Genomic DNA, 25,913 nt, shown 5'->3' on the forward strand with positions numbered 1-25,913 from the left:
GCGGGGCGCCTGATGAAAGCGCCGCAGCGATAGTTGCAAAACGTGGATAACGACAGGGTGATGGAATAATTACAATTTCGTCAGGCTGTTGTTATCTGCAACTTTCGGGGGATTACAGAATTGTAATTTTGCCGCCACCGCACTGATAGCTGCCTCTAATTAGAGTGCCACGACTCTTTCCATCAGGGCCTGGCGGCACGTTCGGCGTTCTCGTCAGGCCTGGCGCCCATGAGGATCCGTCCGTGCCCCGACTCCCCGCCCTTCCCTCATTTCCGCGAAGCATCGCCGCGCTCTGCGTGGTGCTGGCATCGCCGCTGACCCTGGCCGACAGCCTCAGCCTGCCCCAGGCCATCGCCACGGCCATGGAGCGCAACCCGGACATGGCCGCCGCCCGCCAGGAAATCGGTATCGCCGACGGTGTCCGGCGCCAGGCCGGGCTGATCCCCAACCCGGAGCTGTCCTGGGAGGTCGAGGACACCCGACGCGACACCAGCACCACCACGGTGACCCTCAGTCAGCCGCTGGAACTGGGCGGCAAGCGCGGCGCGCGGATCGAGGTGGCCCAGGTGGGGCAAAACCTGGCGCAGATGACCCTGGAACAGCAGGTCAACAGCCTGCGCGCCGATGTGGTCCAGGCGTTCTATAGCGCCCTGCGCGCGCAGACCGGCGTGGAACTGGCCCGGCAGTCGCTCGACCTCACCGAGCGTGGCCTGCAGGTGGTCGAAGGCCGCGTGCGGGCAGGTACCTCGTCACCGGTGGAGGCCACACGGGCCCAGGTGCAACTGGCCGAAGCGCGCCTGCAACTGAGCCGGGCGCAGAGCGAAAAGAGCAACGCCTACCGGCAGTTGGCCCAGGTCACCGGCAGCACCGTCGATACCGTCGACCGACTCGACGCACCCTCGCTGTCCCCCGGCCTGCCGCCTGCCGACGACCTGCTGCTGAGCCGCCTGGAACAGACCGCGGAGCTGCGCCAGGCCATGGCCCGCATCGACCAGAACGATGCCGCACTGGGTTCGGAAAAGGCCCAGCGCATTCCCAATCTCACCGTCAGCGTCGGCAGTCAGTACGACCGCCTCGAACGCGAACGGGTCAATGTGGTCGGCCTGTCCCTGCCCCTGCCGCTGTTCGATCGCAACCAGGGCAATGTCCTCTCTGCCGCACGCCGCGCCGATCAGGCCCGCGATCTGCGCAACGCCACGGAACTGCGCCTGCGCAGTGAAACCCGCACCGCGCTCAACCAGTGGAGCACGGCCATGCAGGAGGTGTCGTCCTACGACAGCACCATCCTGCCCGCCGCCCGGCAAGCCGTGGACACCGCGACCCGCGGTTTCGAGCGCGGCAAGTTCGGATTCATCGAAGTACTCGACGCCCAGCGCACGCTGATCGCCGCCCGCGAGCAATACCTCGCCTCGCTGGCCACTGCCAGCGACGCACGGGCCCGCGTGGAGCGGGTCTTCGGCGACCTCGACGCCCTCACTGTCACCCCTTGAACCCGACCGACCGTCGCTCTGGAGCAACAATGGACAACACACGCAAGATCGCCCTCGCGGTAGCCGCGCTGGCGGCCCTCGGCTTTGCCGGTGCGGCCTGGAATGGCAGCGATGCCGGCCATGGCGCTGACGATGGCCATGGCCATGAAAAGACCGCGAGCACCCCGGCCAAGGATGAACATGGCGACGAAGGCCATGGCGAAGAAGGCCACGCTGATGAAGAAGGCGGCCACGATGAAGAGGGCAAGCTGACACTGAACGAGCAGCAGATCAGCAGCGCCGGCATCGAGTTGCAGGCCGCCGCCCCACGCGAACTGGGCAGCGTGGTCAGCTTCCCTGGCGAAATCCGCTTCGACGAAGACCGCACCGCCCATGTCGTGCCACGGGTTCCGGGAGTGGTCGAAAGCGTCCACGCCAACCTCGGCGAAACGGTGAAAAAGGGCCAGTTGCTGGCGGTGATCGCCAGTCAGCAGATCTCTGACCTGCGCAGCGAGCAGCAGGCCGCCCAGCGCCGGGTCGAACTGGCGCGGGTGACCTTCGAGCGGGAAAAACAACTGTGGCAGGAAAAGATCTCCGCCGAGCAGGATTACCTGGTGGCCCGCCAGGCGCTGCAGGAGGCAGAGATCGGCCTGGGCAACGCCCGGCAGAAGGTCGCTGCCCTCGGCGCCTCGGTCACGGCGGCCGGCGGCAACCGCTACGAACTGCGCGCACCGTTCGACGCGGTAGTGGTGGAAAAGCACCTGGCCCTTGGCGAGGTGGTCAGCGAAGCCAGCAACGCCTTCACCCTCTCCGACCTGTCGCGGGTCTGGGCCACCTTCGCCGTGCCGCCGCGGGACCTGGACAAGGTCGCCAGCGGGCGCCCGGTGCGGGTTTCCTCACCCGACCTGAACAGTGAAGTGGACGGCACCATCGGCTACGTCGGCAGCCTGCTGGGCGAGCAGAACCGCGCGGCCACCGTCCGCGTCACCCTGACCAACCCCGACGGCGCGTGGCGCCCGGGCCTGTTCGTCAGCGTCGCGGTCACCACCCGCACCGCCCCGGCTGCGGTCACCGTGCCCTTCGAGGCAGTGCAGACCGTGGAAGAGCGGCCCTCGGTATTCGTGCGCAGCGCCGACGGCTTCGACACCCGCCCGGTGACCCTGGGCCGGCGCGACGGCGACCATGTGGAGATCCTCGACGGCCTCGCTGTGGGCGACCAGGTCGCCACCCGCGGTAGCTTCACCCTCAAGTCCGAGCTGGGCAAGGCCTCCGCCGAGCACAGCCATTGATGCGTTTGCACAGGATGACTTCGCATGTTTGAACGTCTGATTCGCTTCGCCATCGAACAGCGCATCGTGGTGATGATCGCCGTGCTGCTGATGGCCGGCATCGGCATCTACAGCTACCAGAAGCTGCCGATCGACGCGGTGCCGGACATCACCAACGTCCAGGTACAGATCAACGCCGCCGCCCCCGGTTACTCGCCGCTGGAAACCGAGCAGCGCATCACCTTCCCGGTGGAAACCGCCATGGCCGGCCTGCCCGGCCTGCAGCAGACCCGCTCGCTGTCGCGCTCGGGGCTGTCCCAGGTCACGGTGATCTTCGCCGATGGCACCGACATCTTCTTCGCCCGCCAACAGGTCAACGAGCGCCTGCAGGTGGCCAAGGAACAACTGCCCGAAGGGGTCGAGGCGGTGATGGGACCGGTGTCCACCGGGCTCGGCGAGATTTTCCTCTGGACCGTCGAGACCGAGGACGGTGCGCGCAAGCCCGACGGCACGCCGTACACGCCCACCGACCTGCGCGAGATCCAGGACTGGATCATCAAGCCGCAACTGCGCAACGTGCCGGGGGTGGCCGAGATCAACACCATCGGCGGGCATGCCAAGCAGTACCAGATCGCCCCCGATCCCAAGCGCCTGGCCGCTTACAAGCTGACCCTCAACGACCTGGTCGCCGCGCTGCAGAGCAACAACGCCAACGTCGGCGCCGGCTTCATCGAACGCAGCGGCGAGCAGTTGCTGATCCGGGCGCCGGGCCAGGTCGGCAGCGTCGAGGACATCGCCAACATCGTCATCTCGAGCGTCGACGGCACGCCGATCCGGGTGAGCAATGTCGCCGAGGTCGGTATCGGCCAGGAACTGCGCTCCGGCGCGGCCACCGAGAATGGCCGGGAAGTGGTGCTGGGCACCGTGTTCATGCTGATCGGCGAAAACAGCCGCAGCGTTTCGCAAGCGGTGGCGGCCAAGCTGGAAGAGATCAACCGCACCCTGCCCGAAGGCGTGGTCGCGGTCACCGTGTACGACCGTACTCACCTGGTGGAAAAGGCCATCGCCACAGTGAAGAAGAATCTGGTCGAGGGCGCGATCCTGGTGATCGCCATCCTCTTCCTGTTCCTCGGCAATATCCGCGCCGCGCTGATCACCGCCATGGTCATCCCGCTGTCGATGCTGTTTACCTTCACCGGTATGTTCAACAACAAGGTCAGCGCCAACCTGATGAGCCTCGGGGCCCTGGACTTCGGCATCATCGTCGACGGCGCGGTGGTGATCGTCGAGAACGCCATCCGCCGCCTGGCCCATGCCCAGCACAAGCACGGGCGCATGCTGACCCGCGTCGAACGCTTCCAGGAAGTCTTCGCCGCCGCCCGCGAAGCACGTCGACCGCTGATCTTCGGCCAGTTGATCATCATGGTGGTGTACCTGCCGATCTTCGCCCTCACCGGGGTCGAGGGAAAGATGTTCCACCCCATGGCCTTCACCGTGGTCATCGCCCTGCTCGGCGCCATGCTGCTGTCGGTGACCTTCGTCCCGGCGGCCATCGCCATGTTCGTCACCGGCAAGGTCAAGGAAGAGGAAGGCGTGGTCATGCGCAGGGCGCGCCTGGGCTATGCCCCGGTGCTGCGCTGGGTGCTGGAGAACCGTAACGTGGCGTTCGCCGCCGCCGTGACTGCCGTGGTATTGAGCGGTGCGCTGGCCAGTCGCATGGGCAGCGAGTTCATCCCCAGCCTCAGCGAAGGCGACCTGGCCCTGCAGGCCCTGCGCGTGCCTGGCACCAGCCTGAGCCAGTCGGTGGACATGCAGCAACGCCTGGAGAAAGCGGTGATGGCGCAGGTACCGGAAGTGCAACGGGTGTTCGCCCGCACCGGCACCGCGGAAATCGCTGCCGACCCTATGCCACCGAACATCTCCGATGCCTACGTGATGCTCAAGCCCAAGGAACAGTGGAGCGACCCCGGCAAGTCCCGCGAAGCGATCATCGCCGCGGTGCAGCAGGCTGCGGCCAGCGTGCCGGGGAGCAACTACGAGCTGTCGCAGCCGATCCAGTTGCGCTTCAACGAGCTGATTTCCGGGGTGCGCAGCGATGTTGCGGTCAAGGTGTTCGGCGATGACATGGACACCCTCAACCGCACTGCCGCGAAGATCGCCACGGCACTGCAAGGCGTGCAGGGTGCCTCGGAAGTGAAGGTGGAACAGACCACCGGGCTGCCGGTGCTGACCATCAATATCGACCGGGAGAAAGCCGCACGCTACGGCCTGAACATCGGCGAAGTGCAAGACGCCGTGGCCATCGCCGTGGGCGGACGCCAGGCCGGCATCCTGTACGAGGGCGATCGTCGCTTCGACATGGTGGTGCGCCTGTCCGAAACCCTGCGTACCGACGTGGCCGGCCTCTCCGAGCTGCTGATCCCGGTGCCTGCCAATGCCGCGCTGGGTGCCGAGCGCATCGGCTTCATCCCGCTGTCCCAGGTGGCCAGCCTCGACCTGCAACTGGGCCCGAACCAGATCAGCCGCGAGAACGGCAAGCGCCTGGTGGTGGTCAGCGCCAACGTGCGCGGTCGCGATCTTGGCTCGTTCGTGGAGGAAGCCAGCACCACGCTGGAGCGCGACGTGCAAGTGCCGGCGGGCTACTGGACCACCTGGGGCGGCCAGTTCGAGCAGTTGCAATCGGCGGCCAAACGCCTGCAAGTGGTGGTGCCGGTGGCGCTGCTGCTGGTGATGACGCTGTTGTTCCTGATGTTCAACAACCTCAAGGACGGCCTGCTGGTGTTTACCGGAATTCCCTTCGCCCTGACCGGTGGCGTGCTGGCCTTGTGGCTGCGGGACATTCCGCTGTCGATCTCGGCCGGAGTGGGCTTTATCGCCCTGTCGGGGGTGGCGGTGCTCAACGGGTTGGTGATGATTTCCTTCATCCGCAACCTGCGTGAGGAAGGTGCCAGTTTGTCCAGCGCGGTGACCGAGGGTGCGCTCACCCGCCTGCGCCCAGTGCTGATGACGGCGCTGGTGGCGTCCCTGGGCTTCATTCCCATGGCGCTGGCGACTGGCACCGGGGCCGAGGTGCAGCGGCCATTGGCGACGGTGGTGATCGGCGGGATTCTCTCGTCCACGGCGCTGACCTTGCTGGTTCTGCCGGCGTTGTACCAGTGGGCGCATCGCAAGGATGAAGAGGTGTCGGAACCGGTCTGACCGGCGACGACGGAGAAACGAAACCCGCGCTGCAAGGCGCGGGTTTTCTTTGATTCCTTACGGAATGTCGGGGTTACAGGCGGGATCATCGGCATCGGCATCGGCATCGGCATCGGCATCGGCATCGGCATCGGCATCGGCATCGCGAGCTTATCCAGTGCGGGCGGTGACGCCACCGGCCCCTTCCGCCTTTACGGCGGGTCCATTTTGTTGCGGCAAAATGGACGAAAACCGCTCGCTCCCACAGCCGGCCCTACGCTTCGCTTCGGGTCCCCTCCTTCCGGCGCCTTGCGCGGGCCCGCGGCCTACGACTTGCTCCGCAAGTCTTCACCTCGCGCTTCGGCTTCGCCGAAGGGTGCTACGCACCTGCCCCCGCAAGACACCTCCACTCGGCCGGCTGAGGTCGCAATTTGCGGCGCCTGAACCTTCGCGCACGAAGAGCAAAAGCAAAAGCAAGAGTGCGGCGTCTTGTTGTGTTGGGTTACCGATGCCGATGTTGTTTTCGAAGATGGGTCGTCGTGTCGCCGCCCGTAACTCGCGACGTCAGGCGCCGGAGGGAGGGGACCCGGAGCGCAGCGCAGGGCCGGATGCAGGAGCAAGCGGTTTTCGTCCATTTTTGCCAAGACAAAATGGACCCGCCGTAGAGGCGGAAGGGGCCGGTGGCGTCACCGCCCGTAATGGATAAGCTCGCGATACCGATACCGATACTGCCACTAAACCCCAGGCTTCCCGGAACTCCGTGAAGAACCTTTTCCTTTGCTTGCACCACTGCGTGTGGCTTGCAGAATTGTAAGTCTGCCGTCACGCCTGCGTTGGGCGGCACTGGTTAAGGTGGCCTTCAAACCCATTGAAGGAAAGCCACTTCATGAAGAAGTCACTCGCTGCTACCGCCCTCGCCCTCTTCTCCAGTCTGACGCTGGCCAACACCCCGGATCTTCGCGAAAAGAAGTTGTTCGAGGAACACCAGAGCGCTGTGGCCGCCTATGCCGAGCGCAACGGCAAGCCAATGCCCGAGATCGAGGACTTTCGCTATGGGATGAAGATCGATGTGGCCCGGTATGTCCGCCAGTCCAGGGACCCTCGCAATTGCGAGATCTACCCACGTCTCATGACCTACGAGGACTCGGCCGGCACCTTGCGTACCGTGCGCTATCGGGTGCATGCGCAGTGCACCAACAACAACTGAGCGGCACGAAAACCGGGGCCGCTTTGCAGCCCCGGTTTTTTCTTGGTTGCAGCAGTTGAACCCGCGAAACGACGGCCTTGCCGCTGTCACCTGGCGCGTTGGCAAGGACAAGGCGCTCGGCGCCCGGGAAGTGTTCTACCGCTTCGACAGCATCAAGGTTGAAGACAGACAAAATCAAACGTCCATCAAATCAGCATCCACAAAAAAGCCAGGCACTCGCCTGGCTTCACAAACATCAAAACCATTAACCATCGGTTTTATCAGTGGACTTTTCCTTCTCCGCCACTTGCTCTTTCCGCTGATTGGACTGGTCATTCCACAAACGGTCCTGTTCGGCCTGGAAATTTGCCTGGAACTGCTGGATGCGTTCCATGCCATCCGCCGCCTGGGCCGTACCGACAACACTGGAAAGCACAACCGCAACTGCCATGACTCGCACGATATTCATCTGTCACCTCGACTGTCTCAGGGCCAGGGAAAGTTGGCCCTTGTTGAGTCTCAGTTTAAGAAGCCGTGGCTAACGCCAAGGTGAGGCGCAAATGACAATATCGACATCTTCACAACGCCTCACTGTCCGGGAAGCGCAGGTGGAACCAGGTGAAGTCATCGCCGGTGGCCTCGACCACCGCCGATCCGCAATGCTGACGTGCAGGTTGTCGTGGCCTAGCACCGGGTCAACCAGGTGATGAGTTCCAGCATCGATGCCGGCTGCGCTGTCGATCGCGGCAAGGTTATGAGCCAGGCCGGCCATTTTCACGTCGAGGTCTTCACGGGCACTGTTTTCCAGGGCCTGTCCCAGCATCCGGTAGCCCAGGCAAGCGAACAGAAACAGGAGCATCGCGCTCAGCAGCCCCACCTTGAGTCCCAGCTTCGCCGCCAGGCTGACTGACTTCATACACGCTCTCCGACAATGACCCGCGACACCGCGGGCGCGGATCCTAGCGTGCGGCGACGGCCGGCCCGGGACTCCTGCAAACGTGTAATCCGGCCGTCATGTGGCTGCCAGACGCAGGCGTCAGTAGCGCCGCGTACTCATCAGCTCGTCCAGTACCCGGTTCGGCACGCGGAACGGGATCGCCGCATGGTCCTCCCCCGCCTCGATCTGGAAGTCGCTGCGCAGTCCGTACTGCGACAGGTTCTCCAGACGCAGTTGCAGCGAACGCACGTCCTGGATCTCCTGGGGCATCTCCCGGTCGCCTGCGATCAGGCTCAGGCTACGGTGGATCAGGTCCAGCTTCCCGGCATGGGCTTTGGCCGTGAAGGCCTTTTCGTGGGCCAGCAGGTAGCGGTCCTGCCACCACAGGCTCGGACTGATCGCCACGTAGTGCTGGAACAGTTGCGGCCGGGTGAACAGGGTGTAGATGCCAAACATTCCGCCGAACGAATGCCCGACCAGGCTGCGCTGGTCCTGGTCGACCTTGAAGCGCTGGTTGACCCTGGGCATCAGGCGTTTTTCGATGAAGTCGAGGAACACGTCCTGCCCGCCCTGGGGCGGGTCGTTGCGCTCGGCCGGGGCCGGCGGCGACAGGTCGTAGGCGCGGCGGACGAAGTCCAGCGGCGTGTCGCTCGGATAGCCAATGCCCACCAGGATCGCCCCGCGCAGGCGGTCCTGGGCACGCTTGGCGGCATGGAACGCCGGGAAATAGGCGTTGCCGTCCAGCAGGTAGATCACCGGGTAGCCGCCGGTCCAGGGCACATCGCCCTCCGGCAGGCTGACCATGATCCGGTATTCACGACCTTCGTCGCTCTTCATCGTCCATTGCTCGGTGCCGTCCAGGGTCACCGGATCGGCCTGGGCCGCCGTGCTGAACAGCAGGATGCCGAGGGCTTTCATCAGGTTACGCAGCATGCTTCGCCCTCCCCTTACCAGCGATAGCTGAGACTGGTGACCACGCTGCGCGCTTCGCCGCGGTAGCAGTAGCCGTCCTGGCAATTGATGAAGCGCTTGTCGAACAGGTTGCGGGCGTTGAGTGCCAGGCGCACGCCGTCCAGGCCACCGCCGAAGTCGTAGTGCACACCGGCATCGACCAGGGTGTAGCCCTCGTTCTTCACTTCGTTGGCCGGGTCGCCGTAGGTGCTGCCGGTGTAGCGCGCGCCGCCGGACACACCGACGCCGAACGGCAGCTTGTAGTCCAGCCACAGTGCAGCCAGGTGGCGCGGCACGTTCTTCGGTTGCTTGCCCTGGTCGCCATTGTTGCCCTTGGTCACTTCGGCATCGTTGAAGGCGTAGCTGGCGGTCAGACGCAGGTTGTCACTGACGTCCGACACTGCTTCCAGCTCGAGCCCGCGGGACACCTGCTCGCCGGTCTGCACGTTGTTCAGCGGATTGACCAGGTCGCGGGTCTGCACGTTGCTCTGGGTCAGGTGGTACAGCGAGCCGGTCAGCAAGGTGCGGCTGCCCGGTGGCTGGTATTTCAAGCCGACCTCGAACTGCTCGCCCTCGGTGGGCTTGTACGGCTGGCCGCTGGTGTTCACGCCGCTGACCGGGAGGAACGAGGTGGCGTAGCTGGCATAGGGCGCCAGGCCGTTGTCGAACAGGTAAAGCACACCCAGCTGGCCAGTGGTGGCGGAATCGCGGGTGGTGCTGTTGATGTCGGTGAGATTGTCGTCACGCCGCACATGCACCCAGTCGCGACGCAGGCCGGCGGACAGGCGCCAGTTGTCCAGCTCGATCTGGTCCTGGACGTAGGCCCCCATGCGGTGCTCCAGGCCGTCCTGATCGGCCAGGGCCGCGGTCGGCTTGACCACCGGCTGGTGGTAGTCCGGTGCCCAGCGGTCGATGCTCGGCGCCGCACCCCAGGCGTACAGCAGCGAGGTGTCGAGCCAGGCGTAGTCGACGCCGCTGACTACGGTGTGGTGCAGGTTGCCGGTGGAGAAGCGGCTGACCAGGCGGGTGTCGGTGGACAGCGAGCTCATGTCCTCGTACAGGCCGACGGCGTAGCGCTCGAGAATATGCCCGTCGACCAGCCCGGTGGGTTGCAGATACTGGTTGGTGGTGCTGACCTGCCCGTAACGCAGGTTCTGCTGGACGCTGAAGGTCTCGTTGAAGCGGTGCTCGAACTCGTAGCCGAAGGTCCATTGCCGCTGGTGCAGCTTGTCGTAGTACTCGTCGCCCTGCCAGAAGTCGGTCAGGTGGTCGCCTTCCTGGAGCATCATCGGCGACGCTGCGGTCTGCCGCTCCTGGTACTGGGCCAGCAGGGTCAGGCTGGTGTCCGGGTCGATCTGCCAGCTCAGCGACGGCGCCAACAGGCGCGACTGGTTGTCCATCTGGTCGACCGAATAGCCGGAGTCGCGGTACAGGCCGACGGTGCGCAGCAGCACGTCGCCGGCCTCGTCCAGCTTGCCGCCGACATCGAACTGGCCCTGCTCGTGGCCATAGCTGCCGGCCTGCACCTGCATTTCGTTCTTAGCCAGCAGGCTCGGGCGCTTGCTGACCCGGTTGACCATGCCGCCAGGGCTGATCTGACCGTACAGCACCGAGGCCGGGCCCTTCAGCACCTCGATGCGCTCCAGGGCGTAGGCCTCGGTGGAATACAGCGACAGCCAGCCGCTGCCGGGCTGGCGCAGGCCGTCTAGGAAGTCGGCGGCGATGGTGGTCTCGAAGCCGCGCACCTGGATGTTGTCGAAGCGCGGGTCCAGGCCCGAGCTGCCGACCCGCACCCCGGCGCTGTAGGCCACGGCATCCTCGACCTTGTTGACCTTGCGGTCGTTGATCTGCTCGGCGGTGACCACGCTGACGCTCTGTGCGGTTTCCAGCAGCGGCTTGTCGCTCTTGGTGGCGCTGCTGGCATTGCTGGCGAAATAGCCGTCCACCGGGGCGAAGGCGCTCTGCAGCGCGGTGCTGTCGATGCTGGTGGGTTCCAGTTGCAGGCCGGCGCCACTGTCGCGCAGGACGACGAAACCAGAGTCGGTCTTGTGCGCCATCAGGCCGCTGCCCTTGAGCAGTTTCGCCAGGCCGTCTTCCAGCGAGCCGCCGGCATTCAGGCCATTGGTGTTCAGGCCGCGGACGTCGTCAGGGGCAAAGGACAGGGTGATCCCGGAACGCTCGGCGAAACTGCTCAGGGCCTGGGCCAGGGAACCCGCCGACACCGCCGGGGCGACCTGTGCCGGCGTGTCGGCGAACGCCGGCAAGGCGCCGAGGGCCAGCGCCAGGCACACGGCGCGGGTCAGGGAACGGGGCTGGAAGGGAAACGGCTGGGGTCTGGCAGCGTGCATGACAACGTCCAATGAGGGAGAGATATCCCCTAACCGGACGAGTCCCTGAAGTCCGACAAAAAATTTTCCCGGTGTCTATGCCGGGACCAGGCGCACCCACCAGCGCGTGCGTTCGACCACCCTGACCGGCAGCAGGTGGGTGAGGTTATCCAGCAGCGAGGCCGGCTCGTCGAGGCGGAATACGCCGGACAGGCGCAGGTCGGCGATACGCTGGTCGCAGCCCAGCCAGCCGTGGCGATAGCGTCCGGCCTCGGCGAGGAATTCGCCCAGGCGGATATCGTTGACCACCAGCAGGCCTCGGCTCCAGGCGAACGGATCGAGGGGACTCCTGCCCAGCAGGGTCATGCCCACTGCCGACACGCCCAGGCCCTCGCCCGCCTGCAAGCGGCGCTGGCCGACCGGCGAAGTGACCAGCACCTCGCCGCGGTCGACACGGATCTCGCTGACGCCGTCGCGCTCGCGCAGCGACACCCGTGCATCGAGGCCGCTGCATTCGGCGTAGCGACAGCGCGCGTGCCAGCGCGGGCCGTCCACCAGCACTTCGCCTGCACGCAGCAGCAGTTCGCCGCCCTGCACGTCCACGGCGCTGTCGCCGTTGAGCAGCACCTGGGTGCCGTTGCCCAGGCTGACGGTGCGGCGCTCGCCGAGGGCGGTGACATAACCGGCGTGCCAGGCCGACGGCACGCTCACGGCGGTCAAGGCGCCGCCGCCGACAATCAGGCCGAGCATCTTCAGGGTACGGCGGCGGCTCAGGTCGGCGGATGCGCGCTTGAGCAGCGGGATGGCCTGTTCGGCGTTGGGCAACTGGCTGGCCTGGAACATCCCGGCCATCTGCTGCAGGCGTTGCCAGGCCAGTTGATGGCGGGGATCGCGGCGCAGCCAGTCATGAAAGGGTTCTTGCAACTGCGGATTGCCGCGCAGGCGCATCTGCCACTCGATGGCGCTGCGCACGATGCTTTCCGGGACGCGCTCGCGGGTCGCGCTCATGCCGGGTCCTCGAAGCACAGGCGGTAGCAGTGCAGCAGCGCGTTGGCCACGTGGCGTTCCACGGTGCGGCTGGACACCCCCAGTTGCGCGGCCACCTGAGCGTGGGTCAGGCCGCCCAGCTGGTACAGCAGGAAGGCTTCGCGTACCGCAGGCTTGAGGCCTTCGAGCATCTGCGCGATGCGTTCCAGGCATTGCAGGGCTTCGTGACGGATTTCCGGTGAGGGGTGACTGGCTTCCGGGAGGTGCGCCAGAGCTTCGAGGTAGGCCCGCTCCAGGGCGTCGCGGCGCCAGTGATCGATCACCAGGCCGCGGGCGATACGGGCAAGCAAGGCCCGCGGGGCGCTGGCGGTGACCGGCTGGTTGCGCACCAGCAGGCGCACGAAGGTGTCCTGGGCCAGGTCGGCGGCCTGCTGCGAACAGCCCACCGAGCGCCGCAGCCAGCCGTTCAGCCAGCCGTGATGGGTGCCGTAGAGCACGTCGAAAGGAACGATGGAATCCGCTGGTTGTAGCGACATGACACTCCCCGGAGCCGGAAAAGGCGGGTTACGGGGCGGCACATTAATAGCGAATCATTCTTATTTCAATATGCGACTGACCAGACGTTACTCTCAGGACGGGCGCGGACCCTGTGGGAGCGGGTTTACCCGCGATTGCGTCGGCAAATTCACTACCGTCATCGCGGGTAAACCCGCCAACACAAGGTTCTACGCTCGGCTTCGAGATCAGGGACCATCCCGGTACCCCAGGTTCCACGACGCCCGCAACGCCGCCTTCTTCAGCGCATGCACCTGCGCCGGGTCCACCTCGCGGGCAATGTTCTGCACCGTCGCCACCAGCGCCACCGCACCAATGAATTCGGCATTGATGCCCAAAATCGGTGCAGCAATCGCCGAAATGCCCAGTGTTTCTTCCTCGATCGCAGCGGCCCAGCCTTGCTCGCGCACCGCGCTGACCTGCTGCCTGAGCACCTGTCGATCGGTCACGCTGTTCACCGTCACCGCCGGCAATTCCCCCAGCTGGTCGACACCCAACTGCCGGGCAAAGGCCAGCGCCACCTTGCCCTGGGCATTGCAGTGCAGCTGCAATTCAGTGCCGGTGCGCACGCCGATTTCCAGGGCCGACTTGCCCAGCAGTGTATCCACCACCACCAGCCGCTTGCCCTGCAGCACCGAGAGCACCACCGAAAGGCCCAGCTCGTCCCGCAAGTCACGCAGGGCATCTGCCGAAGCACTGAGCAGGTCGATACCCCCCGCCGCCGCATGGCCCAGCACATAGGCCTGTACACCCAGGCGATAGCGCGAGGTCTGCGGGTTCTGGCTCAGGTAGCCGCGCTCCACCAGGGTCTTCAGATGGCGAAACACCGAGCCCTTGGTGGTGCCCAGTTGTACTGCCAGCTCGCTGACGCCGATTTCTTCCGACGCCCCCGCCACCCGCTCCAGAACATCCAGCGCCAGTTGAACCGAGCGCACACCGCCCGTTGCTGTTTCACCGCTCATGTCGACGATCCTTCAATTTTTGGCACCGCGTTCGCATAGGCGAAACGCAACGATGACGCGACTATCACCCATCTTTGTGAAATCTGGCAACCCCCGGTACGAGGCCAGGTGGACGAGCGATAACCAAGCAAATGGCGCAAGCCCATGATTTACCTGGCTTTGCTTGGGGAAGCTATTGAATAGACGGTCACCTTGTTCGCTCAGCGAAAAATAATTCTTCCAGTAGAAACACAAAGCATTTGACGACATCCCGAATTGATCGTAAAAATGAAACCACGTACCGCATACGCATACAAAAATCGCAATGAGGATCAAGTCATGACAGCTCGTGGTTCGGCGCTGGCCCAACGGGATATCGCGCACCATCTCCACCCCCAGACCAACCTGCGCCTGCACGAAGAGGTCGGCCCGCTGCTGATGGAACGTGGCGAGGGCATCTATGTGTTCGACGAACAGGGCCAGCGCTACATCGAGGGCATGTCCGGCCTGTGGTGCGCGACGCTGGGCTTCAGCCAGCCGCGCCTGGCCGAGGCGGCCTACACCCAGTTGCTCAAGCTGCCGTACCAGCAGACCTTCGCCCACCGCAGCCACGGCCCGGCGGCCGACCTGGCGGCGATGCTGGTCGAGCACGCCCCCGCCGGCCTGACCAAGGCGGTGTTCCAGAGCTCCGGCTCGGAAGCAGTGGACACCGCGATCAAGTTCGTCCGCTACTACCACACCGCCATCGGCAAGCCCGGCAAGACCCGCCTGATCGCCCGCCAACGCAGCTACCACGGCACCACCCTGGCCGCCGCCAGCCTCACCGGCCTGCCCAACATGCATAAAGGCTGGGGCGAGCCGCTGGCCGACGTGATCCATGTGCGCTGCCCGCACCTCTATCGCCAGGGCCTGCCGGGCGAGAGCGAGGAAGCCTTCGCCACGCGCCTGGCCGAGGAGCTCGAGCAGGCGATTCTCGACGCCGGCCCGCAGACCATCGGCGCCTTCTTCGCCGAACCGGTGATGGGCACCGGCGGGGTGATCCTGCCGCCGGCCGGGTACTTCGCCAAGGTCCAGGCGGTGCTGCGCAAGTACGAGATCCTGATGATCGCTGACGAGGTCATCTGCGGTTTCGGCCGGACCGGTCACTACTGGGGCTGCGAGGCCATGGGCATCGAGCCGGACATGCTGACCTGCGCCAAGGGCCTGTCCGCCGCCTTCCAGCCGATTTCCGCGCTGCTGCTCAGCGATCGCATCTACCAGGTCATCGCCGACCAGAGCCAGGCCCTCGGCGGCCTCGGCCACGGCTACACCTACGGCGGGCACCCGGTGGCGGCTGCCGTGGCCCTGGAAACCCTGAAGATCTACGACGAACTGGATATCGTCGGGCAGGTCCGCGAGGTCGCGCCGGCGTTCCAGGCCGGGATCCGCGCATTGGCCGACCACCCGCTGGTGGGCGAGGCCCGCGGCATCGGCCTGATGGCGGCGCTGGAATTCGTCGCCGACAAGGACAGCCGCACGCCCTTCCCCGCCGAGCTGAAGATCGCCCAGCAGGTCAGCAACGCCCTGCAGCGCAACGGCATCCTCCTGCGCGCCCTCGGCGACACCCTGGTGATGGCGCCGCCGCTGATCGTCGATGCCGAGCAGATCCAGACTATCCTCAAGGCGCTGACCCAGGCCCTGGACGATGTGCTGGCAGGTATCCGGCCATGATCGCCCGTGACCTTCGCCCCCAACCCAAGGCTGCCATGACCGAAGCGCCCGATAGTCCCGACCCGCTCGCCGATGCCCCGGTCCTGGTGCGTTTCGACCAGGTCTGCAAGACCTACGACGAACGCTCCTGGGTGGTCGACAACCTGCACCTGGACATCCGCCAGGGCGAGTTCCTGTCCCTGCTCGGCCCCAGCGGCTCGGGCAAGACCACCACGCTGATGATGCTGGCCGGCTTCGATGCCCCCGACCGCGGCCAGATCCTCATGGACGGCGCCGACATCAGCCGCCTGCCAGCATACAAGCGCGACATGGGCGTGGTGTTCCAGAGCTACGCGCTGTTCCCGCACATGAGCGTGGCGCAGAACGTCGCCTTCCCCCTCAACCTGCGCAAGGTGCCGGCTGCCGAGAGCCGCGAGCGGGTGCGCGAGGCCCTGGCCCTGGCGCGCCTGGAAGGCTTCGAGGACCGCCAGCCGGGCCAGCTCTCCGGCGGCCAGCAACAGCGCGTGGCGCTGGCCCGCGCCCTGGTCTACCGGCCGCGCATCCTGCTGATGGACGAACCCCTCGGCGCCCTGGACAAGGCCCTGCGCGAGCACATGCAGCTGGAGCTGAAGGCGATCCACAAGCAGCTGGGCATCACCTTCGTCTACGTCACCCACGACCAGGACGAAGCCATGACCATGTCCGACCGGGTCGCGGTGTTCAACGACGGTCGCATCGCCCAGATCGCCCCGCCGCAGACCCTGTACAACCGCCCGGCAACGCGCTTCGTCGCCAACTTCCTCGGCGAGACCAACCTGCTGGAAGGCACGCTGATCGGCCGCACCGGCGACTTCGCCACGATCCGCCTGCAGGAGGACGGTTCGCTGCACCAGGCACGCTGCGCGGACACCAGCCTGGCAGTCGGCGACAGCGCGGCACTGGCGATCCGCCCGGAAAACCTGCGCCTGGCCACGCCGGACGACGCGGCGATCGCTGCGCGGGTGGTCGACAGCATCTTCCACGGCGCCCATTGCTGCCTGCGCTTGCGCATGGCCGGCGGCAGCGAGCTGTCGATGACCTACAACCCCGGCAGCCTCGGCCGTCCGGCGCCGCTCCCCGGCGAGGCCGTCGCCCTCGGCGTGCCGGCGGAACTGGCGATGATCCTGCGCTGAACCACCACAAGAACAAGCACCACCCGATTCGATGAACCGCTCTACCACTGCCGTCCAAAACCAATTTCAAAGGCTGGGAGTCACATCATGTCCACATCAGTTTCCTTGCACCGCTTCACCCTGACCCTGTGCGGTCTCGCCCTGCTCGCCGGCACCGCCCAGGCCCGCGACCTGACCGTGGCCTCCTGGGGCGGCGCCTACCAGGACGTGCAACGCAAGATCTTCTTCGAACCCTACGCCCAGGCCAGCGGCAACAAGGTGGTCGAGGACAGCTGGGAAGGCGGCATCGGCCTGCTGCGCACCCGTGCCGAAGGCCAGGATGGCGGCTGGGACCTGGTCCAGGTGGAAGCCGAGGACCTGCAGCTGGGTTGTGGCGAAGGCCTGTTCATGCAGCTCGACTTCAAGCGCATCGGCGGCAAGGACAGCTACATCCCCAGCGCCGTGAGCGAATGCGGCGTGGGCAACGCGGTCTACAACTTCGTCATCGGCTACGACACCAGCAAGGCCTCCCGCGCCCCCACCGGCTGGGCCGACTTCTTCGATACCAAGACCTTCCCCGGCAAGCGCGCCCTGCGCCAGGGACCCAAGGGCAACCTGGAAATCGCCCTGATGGCCGACGGCGTGGCGCCGGCCGACGTGTACAAGACCCTCAACCTGCCGGGCGGCGTCGACCGCGCGTTCAAGAAGCTCGACAGCATCAAATCGCAGTTGCTGTTCTGGAAGGCCGGCGGCCAGCCGATGCAACTGCTCGCCTCGGGCGAAGTGGCCATGACCACCTCCTATAACGGCCGGGTGACCAACGCCATCCGCCAGGACCACAAGCCCTTCGGCCTGGTCTGGAACCAGTCGCTGCAGACCATGGACAGCTGGGTGATCCTGGCCAACTCGCCGAACGAGGACAAGGCCTACGGCCTGCTCAAGGTGATGGGTGAAGGCGAGCACCAGAAGCTCTGGCCGGCCCTGCAACCCACCGGTATCACCTCGGTGAAAGGCATCGCCGACACCGACCCCGCAGCCCTCGCCGACTCGCCGAGCGCACCGCAGAACGCCGCCAACGTGCTGGTGCTCGATGACAAGTTCTGGGTCGATCGCATCGACGAACTGAATGCCAAATGGACCGCCTGGTCGGCCAAGTGATCGCAGTCGAGGAATCGAGATGAGCGCTGTAGCCCTCACCCCATCATCCACGCCGGTGGTCGCGCGCAAGGACCGCGCCGCCCTCTGGCGCGCCTATGCCCTGCTGGCTCCGCTGGTGCTGTTCCTGTTGCTGACCTTCGTCGGCCCGATCGGCACGCTGCTGTGGCGCGCCGTGGCCGACAACGAGCTGCCCCAGGCCCTGCCCGCCACGGCGCAGGCGTTGCGCGCCTGGGATGGCGTGTCCGCGCCGGACGAAAGCCTGTTCAAGCCACTGGTGCAGGACCTGCGCCAGGCCAGCCCGCGCGACCTCGCCGGCCTGGCCCGGCGCCTGGCCTACGAGACGCCGGCCCTGCGCAGCCTGCTGACCACGGCCAAGCGCGAGGTCGGCACGCTCGACGGCAGCTCCGCCAGCCTGGCCGCACTGGACCCGCGCTGGCTGGACAACGCCACCTGGCAGACCTTCAAGCGCGCCGCCGGCCCCGTGGGCAGCTATCACCTGCTATCGGCAGTGGACATCAAGCACGACTACAAGGACGGCATCGTCGCCAAGGACGAAGCGGGGCTGTACCGCTCTATCCTGGCGCGGACCTTCAGCATCGCCGCGATCACCACCCTGGTCTGCGTGCTGCTGGCCTTCCCGCTGTGCGTGTTCCTCGACCGGCGCACGCCGCGTACGCGCAATGCCCTGCTACTGCTGATCCTGCTGCCGTTCTGGACCTCGATCCTGGTGCGCACCACCGCCTGGATGGTGCTGTTGCAGGACGAGGGCATGGTCAACGCCCTGCTGCTGGCCACGGGGCTGACCGACAGCCCGGTGCACCTGCTCTACAACCGCTTCGGGGTGATCCTGGCGCTGGTCCACGTGATGCTGCCGTTCATGGTCTTCCCGCTGCTGGCGGCCATGGCCGGGTGCAACCGCCTGCTGGTGCAGGCCGCCTACTCCATGGGCGCGCGGCCGTTGCGGGTGTTCTTCCAGGTGTACCTGCCGCAGGTGCTGCCGGGGCTCGCCGCCGGTGCGCTGATGGTGTTCATCGTCACCCTCGGCTTCTACATCACCCCGGCGCTGCTGGGCGGGCCGGCGGACCAGATGATCAGCTTCTATATCGCCCAGTTCACCACCGGCACCCTCAACTGGGGCCTGGCCTCGGCCCTCGGCCTGGTGCTGCTGGTGGCCACCACCCTGCTCTACCTGATCCAGGCGCACCTGGCCCACCGTGGCGCGGAAGGAGTCAAACGATGATCCGCAATCCCAACAGCGGCCGCGTCGCCTGGCTCGGCAACCTGGGCCTGTCCCTGAGCGGCTGGCTGGTCCTGGCCTTCCTGCTGCTGCCGATCCTGGTGGTGCTGCCGCTGTCATTCAGTGACAGCCGCTATATGTCCTTGCCCTTGGGCAGCTTCACCCTGCGCTGGTACGAGGACTTCTTCGCCTCGCCGCAATGGCTGGGGGCCTTGTTCAACAGCTTCGCCATCGCGGTGGCCAGCACCGTGCTTGCCGTGGTGCTGGGTGGCCTGGCGGCGCTGGGCCTGCGGCATCCGGCGATGCCCGGCAAGCGGGTGATCGAGGTGCTGCTGATCGCGCCGATGATCGTGCCGGCGGTGATCGTCGGGGTGGGCATGTACTTCGTGTTCTCCAATGCCGGGCTGACCCGCAGCTACACCGGGCTGATCCTGGCCCACACGACGCTGGCGGTGCCCTTCGTCATCGTCAACGTCGGTTCGGCGCTGGGCGGGTTGAACCAGCGCCTGCTGTGGGCGGCGGCGAGCATGGGCGCGACACCGTGGATGACCTTGCGCAAGGTGACCTTGCCGCTGATTTCGCCGGGGCTGATTTCCGGCGGACTGTTCGCCTTCGCCACCTCGCTGGACGAAGTGGTGGTGACGCTGTTCCTCGCCGGCCCCGACCAGCGCACCTTGCCGCGGGAGATGTTCACCACCGCGCGGGAAGCGTTGAGCCCGGTGCTGTTGTCAGCGGCCACCATCATGGTGCTGTTCGCCACCTTGCTGCTCCTGCTGTCGCGGTCGTTCACCAAGCGCTGAGCGTCACGCCCAATCGCCGGCAAGCCAGATCCCACAGGGACCGCGCTGCTCTGGAGAACAGCGCTCCATATCACTCCCACAGGTCCTCCACTGCTTTGGACAGCAGTGGAGAAGCTGTGAGAGCTGGCTTGCCGGCGATGAGGCGAGCACGGCCACATCGACCCATCCGCCCCCACCAAATTCCCTCTTGAAGCGCCTTGACAGCCTTCGCCAAGCCTCTCTACCATCGCCACACAACGAAATGCTGTTTCTATAAAAAGAACAACCAGAGAAAAGCAATGAACCTCATTTCCCGCAATACCTTCGCCTCCGATCAGGACTGCGCGCTGTACAACCGCATTGCCTGGCGCATCCTTCCCTTCCTCTTCGTGCTCTATGTCGTGGCCTTCCTCGACCGGGTCAACGTCGGCTTCGCCAAGCTGCAGATGGCCGCCGACATCGGCCTCAGCGACATGGCCTTCGGCTTCGGCGCCGGGGTGTTCTTCCTCGGCTACTGCCTGTTCGAGATCCCCAGCAACATGATGCTGCAGAAGGTCGGCGCGCGGCTGTGGATCACCCGGATCATGGTGGTCTGGGGCCTGATCTCGACCTCGATGATGTTCGTCAGCAGCCCCACCTCGTTCTACATCCTGCGCTTTCTCCTGGGTGTCGCCGAAGCCGGCTTCTACCCCGGCGTGGTGCTCTACCTGACCTACTGGCTGCCGGCCTACGCCCAGTCCCAGGGGCTGGCCTGCCTGAGCCTCGGCGTGGGCATCGCCGGCGTGCTCGGCGGGCCGCTGTCGGGCTGGATCATGCAGACCTTCGCCGGCCTGTACGGGCTGGCCGGCTGGCAGTGGCTGTTCCTGCTCGAAGGCCTGCCGGCGGTGATCCTCGGCATCGTGGTGTTCTTCTATCTCGACGACCGTCCGGGCAAGGCGCGCTGGCTGACGCCGGCGCAGAACGCCAAGGTAGTGGCCGACCTCGACCGCCAGCGCCAGGGCTTCGAACAGGCCGGCGCCACCCACACCTTCGCCAGCGCCTTCCGCCACCGCGGCCTGTGGTGCCTGGTATTCGTCAACTTCGCCCTGCTCTGCGGCACCTACGGCGTGTCGTTCTGGCTGCCGCAGATCATCCGCAGCCTGGGCGAGCAGTCGCTGTTGCAGACCGGGTTGATCTCGGCCATTCCCTTCGCCGTGGCCTCGGTGTGCATGCTGATCGTCGGCAAGCACTCGGACCGCACCCGCGAACGACGCTGGCACGCCTCGCTGTCGATCCTCGCGGCCTGTCTCGGCCTGGTGCTCAGTGCGGCCCTGCACGCCCATCCGTTCCTCTGCCTGTTCAGCCTGTGCATCGCCATGGCCGGCTGCCTGTCGGCATTCAACGTGCTCTGGGCGATTCCCGGCACCCTGCTGACCGGAACCGCCACCGCCGCCGGCATCGCCCTGATGACCACCGTGGGCAACCTGGGCGGGTATGCCAGTCCGTTCATGATGGGGTGGATCAAGGAGGCCAGCGGGCATCTGGAATATGGGCTGTATGTGCTGGCAGCGCTGACCTTTGCGGCCGCGCTGGTGATGTCGCGGGTGAATCCACAAGGGCAGCCTGCCGTGCGTGGACTACCGACCTGACACCCAGCTCTATCGTTCCCAGGAGAGAGAACATGACTGCAACCCGCTTCTTCCATGACGAACACTGCTTCTGGCACAGCGGCGGCCTGTTCGCCCTGACCCTGCCCGTCGGCGGCTGGGTCGAGCCGCCGTCCGGCTCGGCCCACGCCGAATCGCCAGAGTCCAAGCGCCGCCTGAAAAACCTGGTGGAGGTCTCCGGCCTCGGTCGCGCCCTCAGCCACCAGGGCGGCGAACCTGTGTCCCTGCAACAGATGCTCAAGGTGCACAGCGCCGGCTACCTCGAACGCTTCCGCCAGCTCTGCGAAAACGGCGGCGGCCTGCTCGACCCCGGCGCCCCGGTGGGTCCGGACACCTGGCAGGTAGCGCGGGTTTCCGCCGGCCTGGTGTGCAACGCCGTGGACCAGGTGCTGCGCGGCGACTGCGACAACGCCTACGTGCTCAGCCGCCCGCCGGGACACCACGCACTGCCGGACCAGGCCATGGGCTTCTGCTACCTGAACAACATCGCCATCGCCCTGGAAAACGCCCGCGAACACCGAGGCCCCCTGCGCGTGGCGGTGCTCGACTGGGATGTGCACCACTGCAACGGCACCCAGGCGATCTACTACGAACGCGCCGACACCCTGACGCTGTCGATCCACCAGCAACGCGCCTATCCCCGCGGCTACACCGGCGAGACCGACGTCGGCAGCGGCGCCGGACGCGGCCACAACCTGAACATCGCCCTGCCGCCGGGCAGCGGCCACGATGCCTACCTGCACGCCATGCACAGCGCCATCCTGCCGGCGCTGGAGCGCTTCGAGCCGGAGCTGATCGTCGTCGCCTGCGGCTTCGACGGCAACGGCGTCGATCCCCTGGGCCGCATGCTCCTGCACAGCGACAGCTTCCGCGAAATGACCCGCCTGGTCCGCGAGGCGGCCGAGCGCCTGTGCCAGGGCAAGCTGGTGCTGGTGCATGAAGGCGGCTACGCCGAAGCCTACGTGCCGTTCTGTGGCCTGGCGACGATCGAGGCGCTGAGCGGCGTACGCACGCCGGTGGTCGACCCGCTGCTGGACATGCTCGTCGCCCAGCAGCCGGATGCCGACACCCTGGCCTTCCAGCGCGGCGTCATCGATCGCGGCATGCGCCTGTGGCGCGAGGCCGTCGACGGTTCCTGATCCGTCCCACCCGACTTTCTTTCACAACCCCTGCGGTCAACGTCCGGTCCCTCCACGGCACCGGGCGCGAACCCGCGCACCTGCCTGGAAACCTAAAACAATGAACGGCAAAACCCTCCTGGCCCTGGCCATCCCCTGCGCCCTTCCCTTCAACGCTCTGGCCGACGGCGGCGGCTTCGTCGAGGACGCGCATTTCTCGATCAAGGCACGCAACTTCTACATGAACCGCAATTTCCTCGATGACCGCACGGCGCAGAACTATTCCGAGGAATGGGCGCAAGGCTTCATCGGCGTCTTCGAATCCGGTTTCACCCAAGGGACGGTGGGCTTCGGCGTGGATGCCATCGGCCTGCTCGGCATCAAGCTGGACACCGGCGGCGGCCGCAAGGGCGGTGGCACACTGCTACTGGAGGAGGACAGCGACGGGGCCAAGGACAGTTACTCCAAAGGCGGCGTGGCGGTGAAGGCACGCTTTTCCAATACCGTGCTGAAGGTCGGCGAACAGCTGGTGAACCTGCCGGTGCTGGCCATCAGCGACAACCGCCTGCTGCCGGAAACCACTCAGGGCTGGCTGCTGACCAGCAAGGAAGTCGAAGGCCTGACCCTGCACGCCGGCCACTTCACCGCACTGCGCAGCCGTGACCAGAGCGAGCATGACAGCGGCCACCTGACATCCCTGGACCTGGTGGGTGGCAACTACCAGATCAACCGTGACCTCAGCGCGCGGGTCTATCACTCGGATGTCGACGACTACTGGCGCAAGACCTACGCCGGCGCCACCGCGCAATGGCAACTGGCGCCGAACTGGCTGACGAAGTTCGACTTCAACGGCTACGACACCCGCAGCCAGGGCCGTGCCCTGGGCGGCAAACTGGACAACCGCATCTGGAGCCTCTCGGCCACGCTGAGCACCGGGGCGCACAGCGTGATGATCGCCCACCAGCGGGTCAGCGGTGAGGGCAACTACACCTATGGCGTGGACGGCAACAGCACAGTTTTCCTGGCCAACTCGGTGCAGTATTCGGACTTCAACTACGAGAACGAGCGGTCATGGCAGGCGCGGTATGACTACGACTTCGCCGGGATGGGTGTACCGGGGTTGAGCTTCATGACCCGCTACCTGCGCGGCACCGATTTCCATACTGCCCGGACTGACGATGGCAAGGCCTGGGAGCGGGATATCGAGTTGAAGTACGTGGTGCAGTCAGGGCAAGCCAAGGACCTGTCGGTGCGGGTGCGCCAGGCGAGCTTCCGTAGTGCGGACCGGGGCTTGAACTTCAATGAGGTACGGGTGATTACCGAGTATCCGTTCAATCTGTTCTGACGCCATCGCGGGCAACGCCCGCTCCCACAAGATCCGCGTACGCCGCAGTCCCTGTGGGAGCGGGCGTTGCCCGCGATGAGGCCGGAACAGACAACCTCAGCTGAACTGCTCGCGATACTCCCCCGGCGTCAGCCCCAGCCGCTCACTGAACACCTGGCGCATATAGCGCACACTGCCGAACCCGCTGCGATAGGCCACGGTCTTCAGCGGCAGGTCGCCACTTTCCAACAGTTCCCGCGCCCGGTCGATCCGGGCGTTCTGCAGGAAGGCCATGGGTGTCATGTTCACCTCGCGGTTGAACATCCGGGAAAAGTGCCGTGGGCTCATGGCCGCCAGCGCCGCCATGCGCTTGATCCCGATGGGTTCATCAAGGTGCTCCAGGACATGCTGCTGCACCCGGCTGATCGGCGTCTCCTCCTTGGGCAGCGCCCCCGCCAGCGGGCTGAAACGCGCCTGCCCGCCCTGGCGCTTCATCACCACCAGGAGCACCTTGGCCACATCCTGGGCGACCTTCTTGCCGTGATCCTCCGCCACCACCCCGAGCGCCAGGTCGATGCCCGCGGTCACCCCGCCGGAGGTGATCAACTGGCGATCACGCACATAGATCTGGTCGGTCTCCACCTGCGTGCGGGGAAAGGCCCGGGCCATGCGCTCGGTGTAGTGCCAGTGGGTGGTGACGCGGAAGCCGTCGAGCAGGCCGGCGTGCCCGAGGATGAAGGAGCCGGTGCAGATCGAACCGTAATGCCGGGCGCGCCGGGCGACATCCTGCAGCCACAGGCTCAGCGGCGGACAGATTTCGTTGTAGGCACCGGGACCGCCGGGCACCAGCAGCAGGTCCCAGCCACCATCGTCGGCGGCAATCGGCCGGTCCGGCTGCACCGTCACGCCGTTGGACGCCCGAACCGCTCCAGGCAATGCGCCCAGGGTAGTCAGCTGATAGTGGTCCTCGGGTTTCAGGTAGCGGTTGGCGATGGAGAACACTTCCAGCGGTCCCGCCATGTCCAGCAGGAGAAAGTCCGGGAACAGCACCATGGCCACGTTTTTCATCGAAGGGGGTCACCGCAGGTCAAGGGTACAGGTGCGACGCATTATGACCGCCCCACCGAGCTATCGGAATGCTCCTGCGAATTGTCCACACAGACAGGACAGTGATTCCATTCCCATCTACTTATTGCGCCAACCGGTAAACAGTAATCTACACCCATCGCATCGACGGCTGCGCTTGAGCAGCCCGATCAGACAAGGAGATTCACCATGCTTACCCTGCGCAAAGCGTCCGACCGCGGCCTGGCCAACCATGGCTGGCTGAAGTCCTACCACACCTTTTCCTTCGCTCATTACCGCAACCCGGCCGAGCAGGGCTTTTCCGACCTGCTGGTGATCAACGACGACCGCGTCAGCGAGGGCAAAGGGTTCGGTCAACACCCGCACCGTGACATGGAGATCTTCTCCTACGTCCTGGAAGGCGCGCTGGAACACAAGGACACCCTGGGCACCGGTTCGGTGATCCGTCCCGGCGACGTACAACTGATGAGTGCAGGCAGCGGCGTGGCCCACAGCGAGTTCAACCACTCCCATGACGAGCCGGTGCACTTCCTGCAAATCTGGATCGTCCCGGCGGAGCACGGCGCCGAGCCGCGCTACCAACAGGCGCACTTCGGCACCGAGGAGAAGCGCGGCCGGCTCAAGCTGATCATCTCGCCGGACGGTGCCGACGGTTCTCTGCATATCCGCCAGGATGCGCGGGTCTTCGCCGGTCTGTTCGACGGTGACGAAAGCGCGGTGCTGAAACTGCCGGCAGATCGTAACGCCTATGTCCATGTGGCCCGCGGCAGCGTGGTGCTCAACGGCCTGCAACTGCATGAAGGCGACGGCGTACGTCTGCGTCAGGAGCAGATCGTCGAACTGCGCAACGGCGACGACGCCGAAGTGCTGGTGTTCGACCTGCGCCCTCACGAACTGCCGGGCATGGCATGACCCCCTGCGAACCCT

Annotated in this window: 21 protein-coding genes; 14 read left to right on the top strand and 7 right to left on the bottom strand. The window is 65.8% G+C overall.

What is annotated here, in order from left to right; translation table 11 throughout:
• Nucleotides 1-242 precede the first annotated feature (242 nt).
• The 5 genes from AC5QPF_RS19440 (at nucleotide 243) to AC5QPF_RS19460 (ending at nucleotide 7,653) form a co-directional block, all read left to right on the top strand.
• A complete protein-coding gene (locus AC5QPF_RS19440; RefSeq protein ID WP_494959438.1) occupies nucleotides 243-1,490 on the top strand; it encodes a TolC family protein in 1,248 nt (415 codons plus the stop codon).
• 29 nt (nucleotides 1,491-1,519) lie between these two features.
• A complete protein-coding gene (locus AC5QPF_RS19445) occupies nucleotides 1,520-2,758 on the top strand; it encodes an efflux RND transporter periplasmic adaptor subunit (RefSeq protein ID WP_494959439.1) in 1,239 nt (412 codons plus the stop codon).
• Nucleotides 2,759-2,782: 24 nt separating this feature from the next.
• A complete protein-coding gene (locus tag AC5QPF_RS19450) occupies nucleotides 2,783-5,935 on the top strand; it encodes a CusA/CzcA family heavy metal efflux RND transporter (protein ID WP_494959440.1) in 3,153 nt (1,050 codons plus the stop codon).
• Between the two features lie 865 nt (nucleotides 5,936-6,800).
• Nucleotides 6,801-7,121 (top strand): DUF2790 domain-containing protein, encoded by a 321-nt coding sequence (locus AC5QPF_RS19455; RefSeq protein ID WP_494959441.1) that lies wholly within the window; start codon nucleotides 6,801-6,803, stop codon nucleotides 7,119-7,121.
• Nucleotides 7,096-7,653 (top strand): hypothetical protein, encoded by a 558-nt coding sequence (locus AC5QPF_RS19460; protein ID WP_494959442.1) that lies wholly within the window; start codon nucleotides 7,096-7,098, stop codon nucleotides 7,651-7,653. The genes AC5QPF_RS19455 and AC5QPF_RS19460 overlap by 26 nt, the downstream gene beginning before the upstream one ends.
• On the opposite strand, the gene AC5QPF_RS19465 is transcribed toward AC5QPF_RS19460, so the two are convergent.
• From AC5QPF_RS19465 to AC5QPF_RS19490, 6 genes are all read right to left on the bottom strand, one after another.
• On the bottom strand, nucleotides 7,639-8,016 hold the full coding sequence (locus AC5QPF_RS19465) for a hypothetical protein (protein WP_494959443.1): 378 nt from the start codon (nucleotides 8,014-8,016) through the stop codon (nucleotides 7,639-7,641). The two genes, AC5QPF_RS19460 and AC5QPF_RS19465, sit on opposite strands and share 15 nt — an antisense overlap.
• A gap of 120 nt (nucleotides 8,017-8,136) precedes the next feature.
• Entirely contained in the window at nucleotides 8,137-8,970 is an 834-nt protein-coding gene (locus AC5QPF_RS19470) for an alpha/beta hydrolase-fold protein (protein ID WP_494959444.1), read from the bottom strand.
• A 14-nt stretch (nucleotides 8,971-8,984) separates the two neighbouring features.
• On the bottom strand, nucleotides 8,985-11,336 hold the full coding sequence (locus tag AC5QPF_RS19475; protein ID WP_494959445.1) for a TonB-dependent siderophore receptor: 2,352 nt from the start codon (nucleotides 11,334-11,336) through the stop codon (nucleotides 8,985-8,987).
• A gap of 75 nt (nucleotides 11,337-11,411) precedes the next feature.
• Entirely contained in the window at nucleotides 11,412-12,323 is a 912-nt protein-coding gene (locus tag AC5QPF_RS19480) for a DUF4880 domain-containing protein (RefSeq protein ID WP_494959446.1), read from the bottom strand.
• A complete protein-coding gene (locus AC5QPF_RS19485; protein ID WP_494959447.1) occupies nucleotides 12,320-12,838 on the bottom strand; it encodes a sigma-70 family RNA polymerase sigma factor in 519 nt (172 codons plus the stop codon). Before AC5QPF_RS19485 ends, AC5QPF_RS19480 begins: the two co-directional genes overlap by 4 nt.
• A 207-nt stretch (nucleotides 12,839-13,045) precedes the next feature.
• Nucleotides 13,046-13,819, bottom strand: a complete 774-nt coding sequence (locus AC5QPF_RS19490) for an IclR family transcriptional regulator domain-containing protein (RefSeq protein ID WP_494959448.1) — start codon at nucleotides 13,817-13,819, stop codon at nucleotides 13,046-13,048.
• Between the two features lie 318 nt (nucleotides 13,820-14,137).
• Between AC5QPF_RS19490 and AC5QPF_RS19495 the strand changes: the two genes are divergently transcribed.
• The 8 genes from AC5QPF_RS19495 (at nucleotide 14,138) to AC5QPF_RS19530 (ending at nucleotide 23,921) form a co-directional block, all read left to right on the top strand.
• Nucleotides 14,138-15,508, top strand: coding sequence for an aminotransferase (locus AC5QPF_RS19495; protein ID WP_494959449.1), 1,371 nt, complete (start codon nucleotides 14,138-14,140; stop codon nucleotides 15,506-15,508).
• Nucleotides 15,505-16,659: a polyamine ABC transporter ATP-binding protein gene (locus tag AC5QPF_RS19500; RefSeq protein WP_494959450.1), complete on the top strand. Its 1,155-nt coding sequence runs from the start codon at nucleotides 15,505-15,507 to the stop codon at nucleotides 16,657-16,659. Before AC5QPF_RS19495 ends, AC5QPF_RS19500 begins: the two co-directional genes overlap by 4 nt.
• An 87-nt stretch (nucleotides 16,660-16,746) precedes the next feature.
• Nucleotides 16,747-17,796, top strand: a complete 1,050-nt coding sequence (locus AC5QPF_RS19505) for an extracellular solute-binding protein (protein WP_494959451.1) — start codon at nucleotides 16,747-16,749, stop codon at nucleotides 17,794-17,796.
• 19 nt (nucleotides 17,797-17,815) lie between these two features.
• Nucleotides 17,816-19,036 (top strand): ABC transporter permease subunit, encoded by a 1,221-nt coding sequence (locus AC5QPF_RS19510; RefSeq protein ID WP_494959452.1) that lies wholly within the window; start codon nucleotides 17,816-17,818, stop codon nucleotides 19,034-19,036.
• Entirely contained in the window at nucleotides 19,033-19,833 is an 801-nt protein-coding gene (locus AC5QPF_RS19515) for an ABC transporter permease subunit (RefSeq protein ID WP_494959453.1), read from the top strand. Before AC5QPF_RS19510 ends, AC5QPF_RS19515 begins: the two co-directional genes overlap by 4 nt.
• A gap of 278 nt (nucleotides 19,834-20,111) precedes the next feature.
• Nucleotides 20,112-21,440, top strand: a complete 1,329-nt coding sequence (locus AC5QPF_RS19520; protein WP_494959454.1) for an MFS transporter — start codon at nucleotides 20,112-20,114, stop codon at nucleotides 21,438-21,440.
• 32 nt (nucleotides 21,441-21,472) lie between these two features.
• Complete coding sequence (locus tag AC5QPF_RS19525) at nucleotides 21,473-22,597, top strand: class II histone deacetylase (protein ID WP_494959455.1); 1,125 nt, start codon at nucleotides 21,473-21,475, stop codon at nucleotides 22,595-22,597.
• 100 nt (nucleotides 22,598-22,697) lie between these two features.
• A complete protein-coding gene (locus AC5QPF_RS19530) occupies nucleotides 22,698-23,921 on the top strand; it encodes an OprD family outer membrane porin (protein WP_494959456.1) in 1,224 nt (407 codons plus the stop codon).
• 96 nt (nucleotides 23,922-24,017) lie between these two features.
• Here the strand turns inward: AC5QPF_RS19530 and AC5QPF_RS19535 are convergent, their stop codons facing one another.
• Nucleotides 24,018-24,968 (bottom strand): helix-turn-helix domain-containing protein, encoded by a 951-nt coding sequence (locus AC5QPF_RS19535; RefSeq protein WP_494959457.1) that lies wholly within the window; start codon nucleotides 24,966-24,968, stop codon nucleotides 24,018-24,020.
• A gap of 207 nt (nucleotides 24,969-25,175) precedes the next feature.
• Between AC5QPF_RS19535 and AC5QPF_RS19540 the strand changes: the two genes are divergently transcribed.
• On the top strand, nucleotides 25,176-25,898 hold the full coding sequence (locus AC5QPF_RS19540; RefSeq protein ID WP_494959458.1) for a pirin family protein: 723 nt from the start codon (nucleotides 25,176-25,178) through the stop codon (nucleotides 25,896-25,898).
• The last annotated feature ends 15 nt before the right edge of the window (nucleotides 25,899-25,913 follow it).

It is taken from the genome of Pseudomonas sp. Con_6, assembly GCF_059379395.1.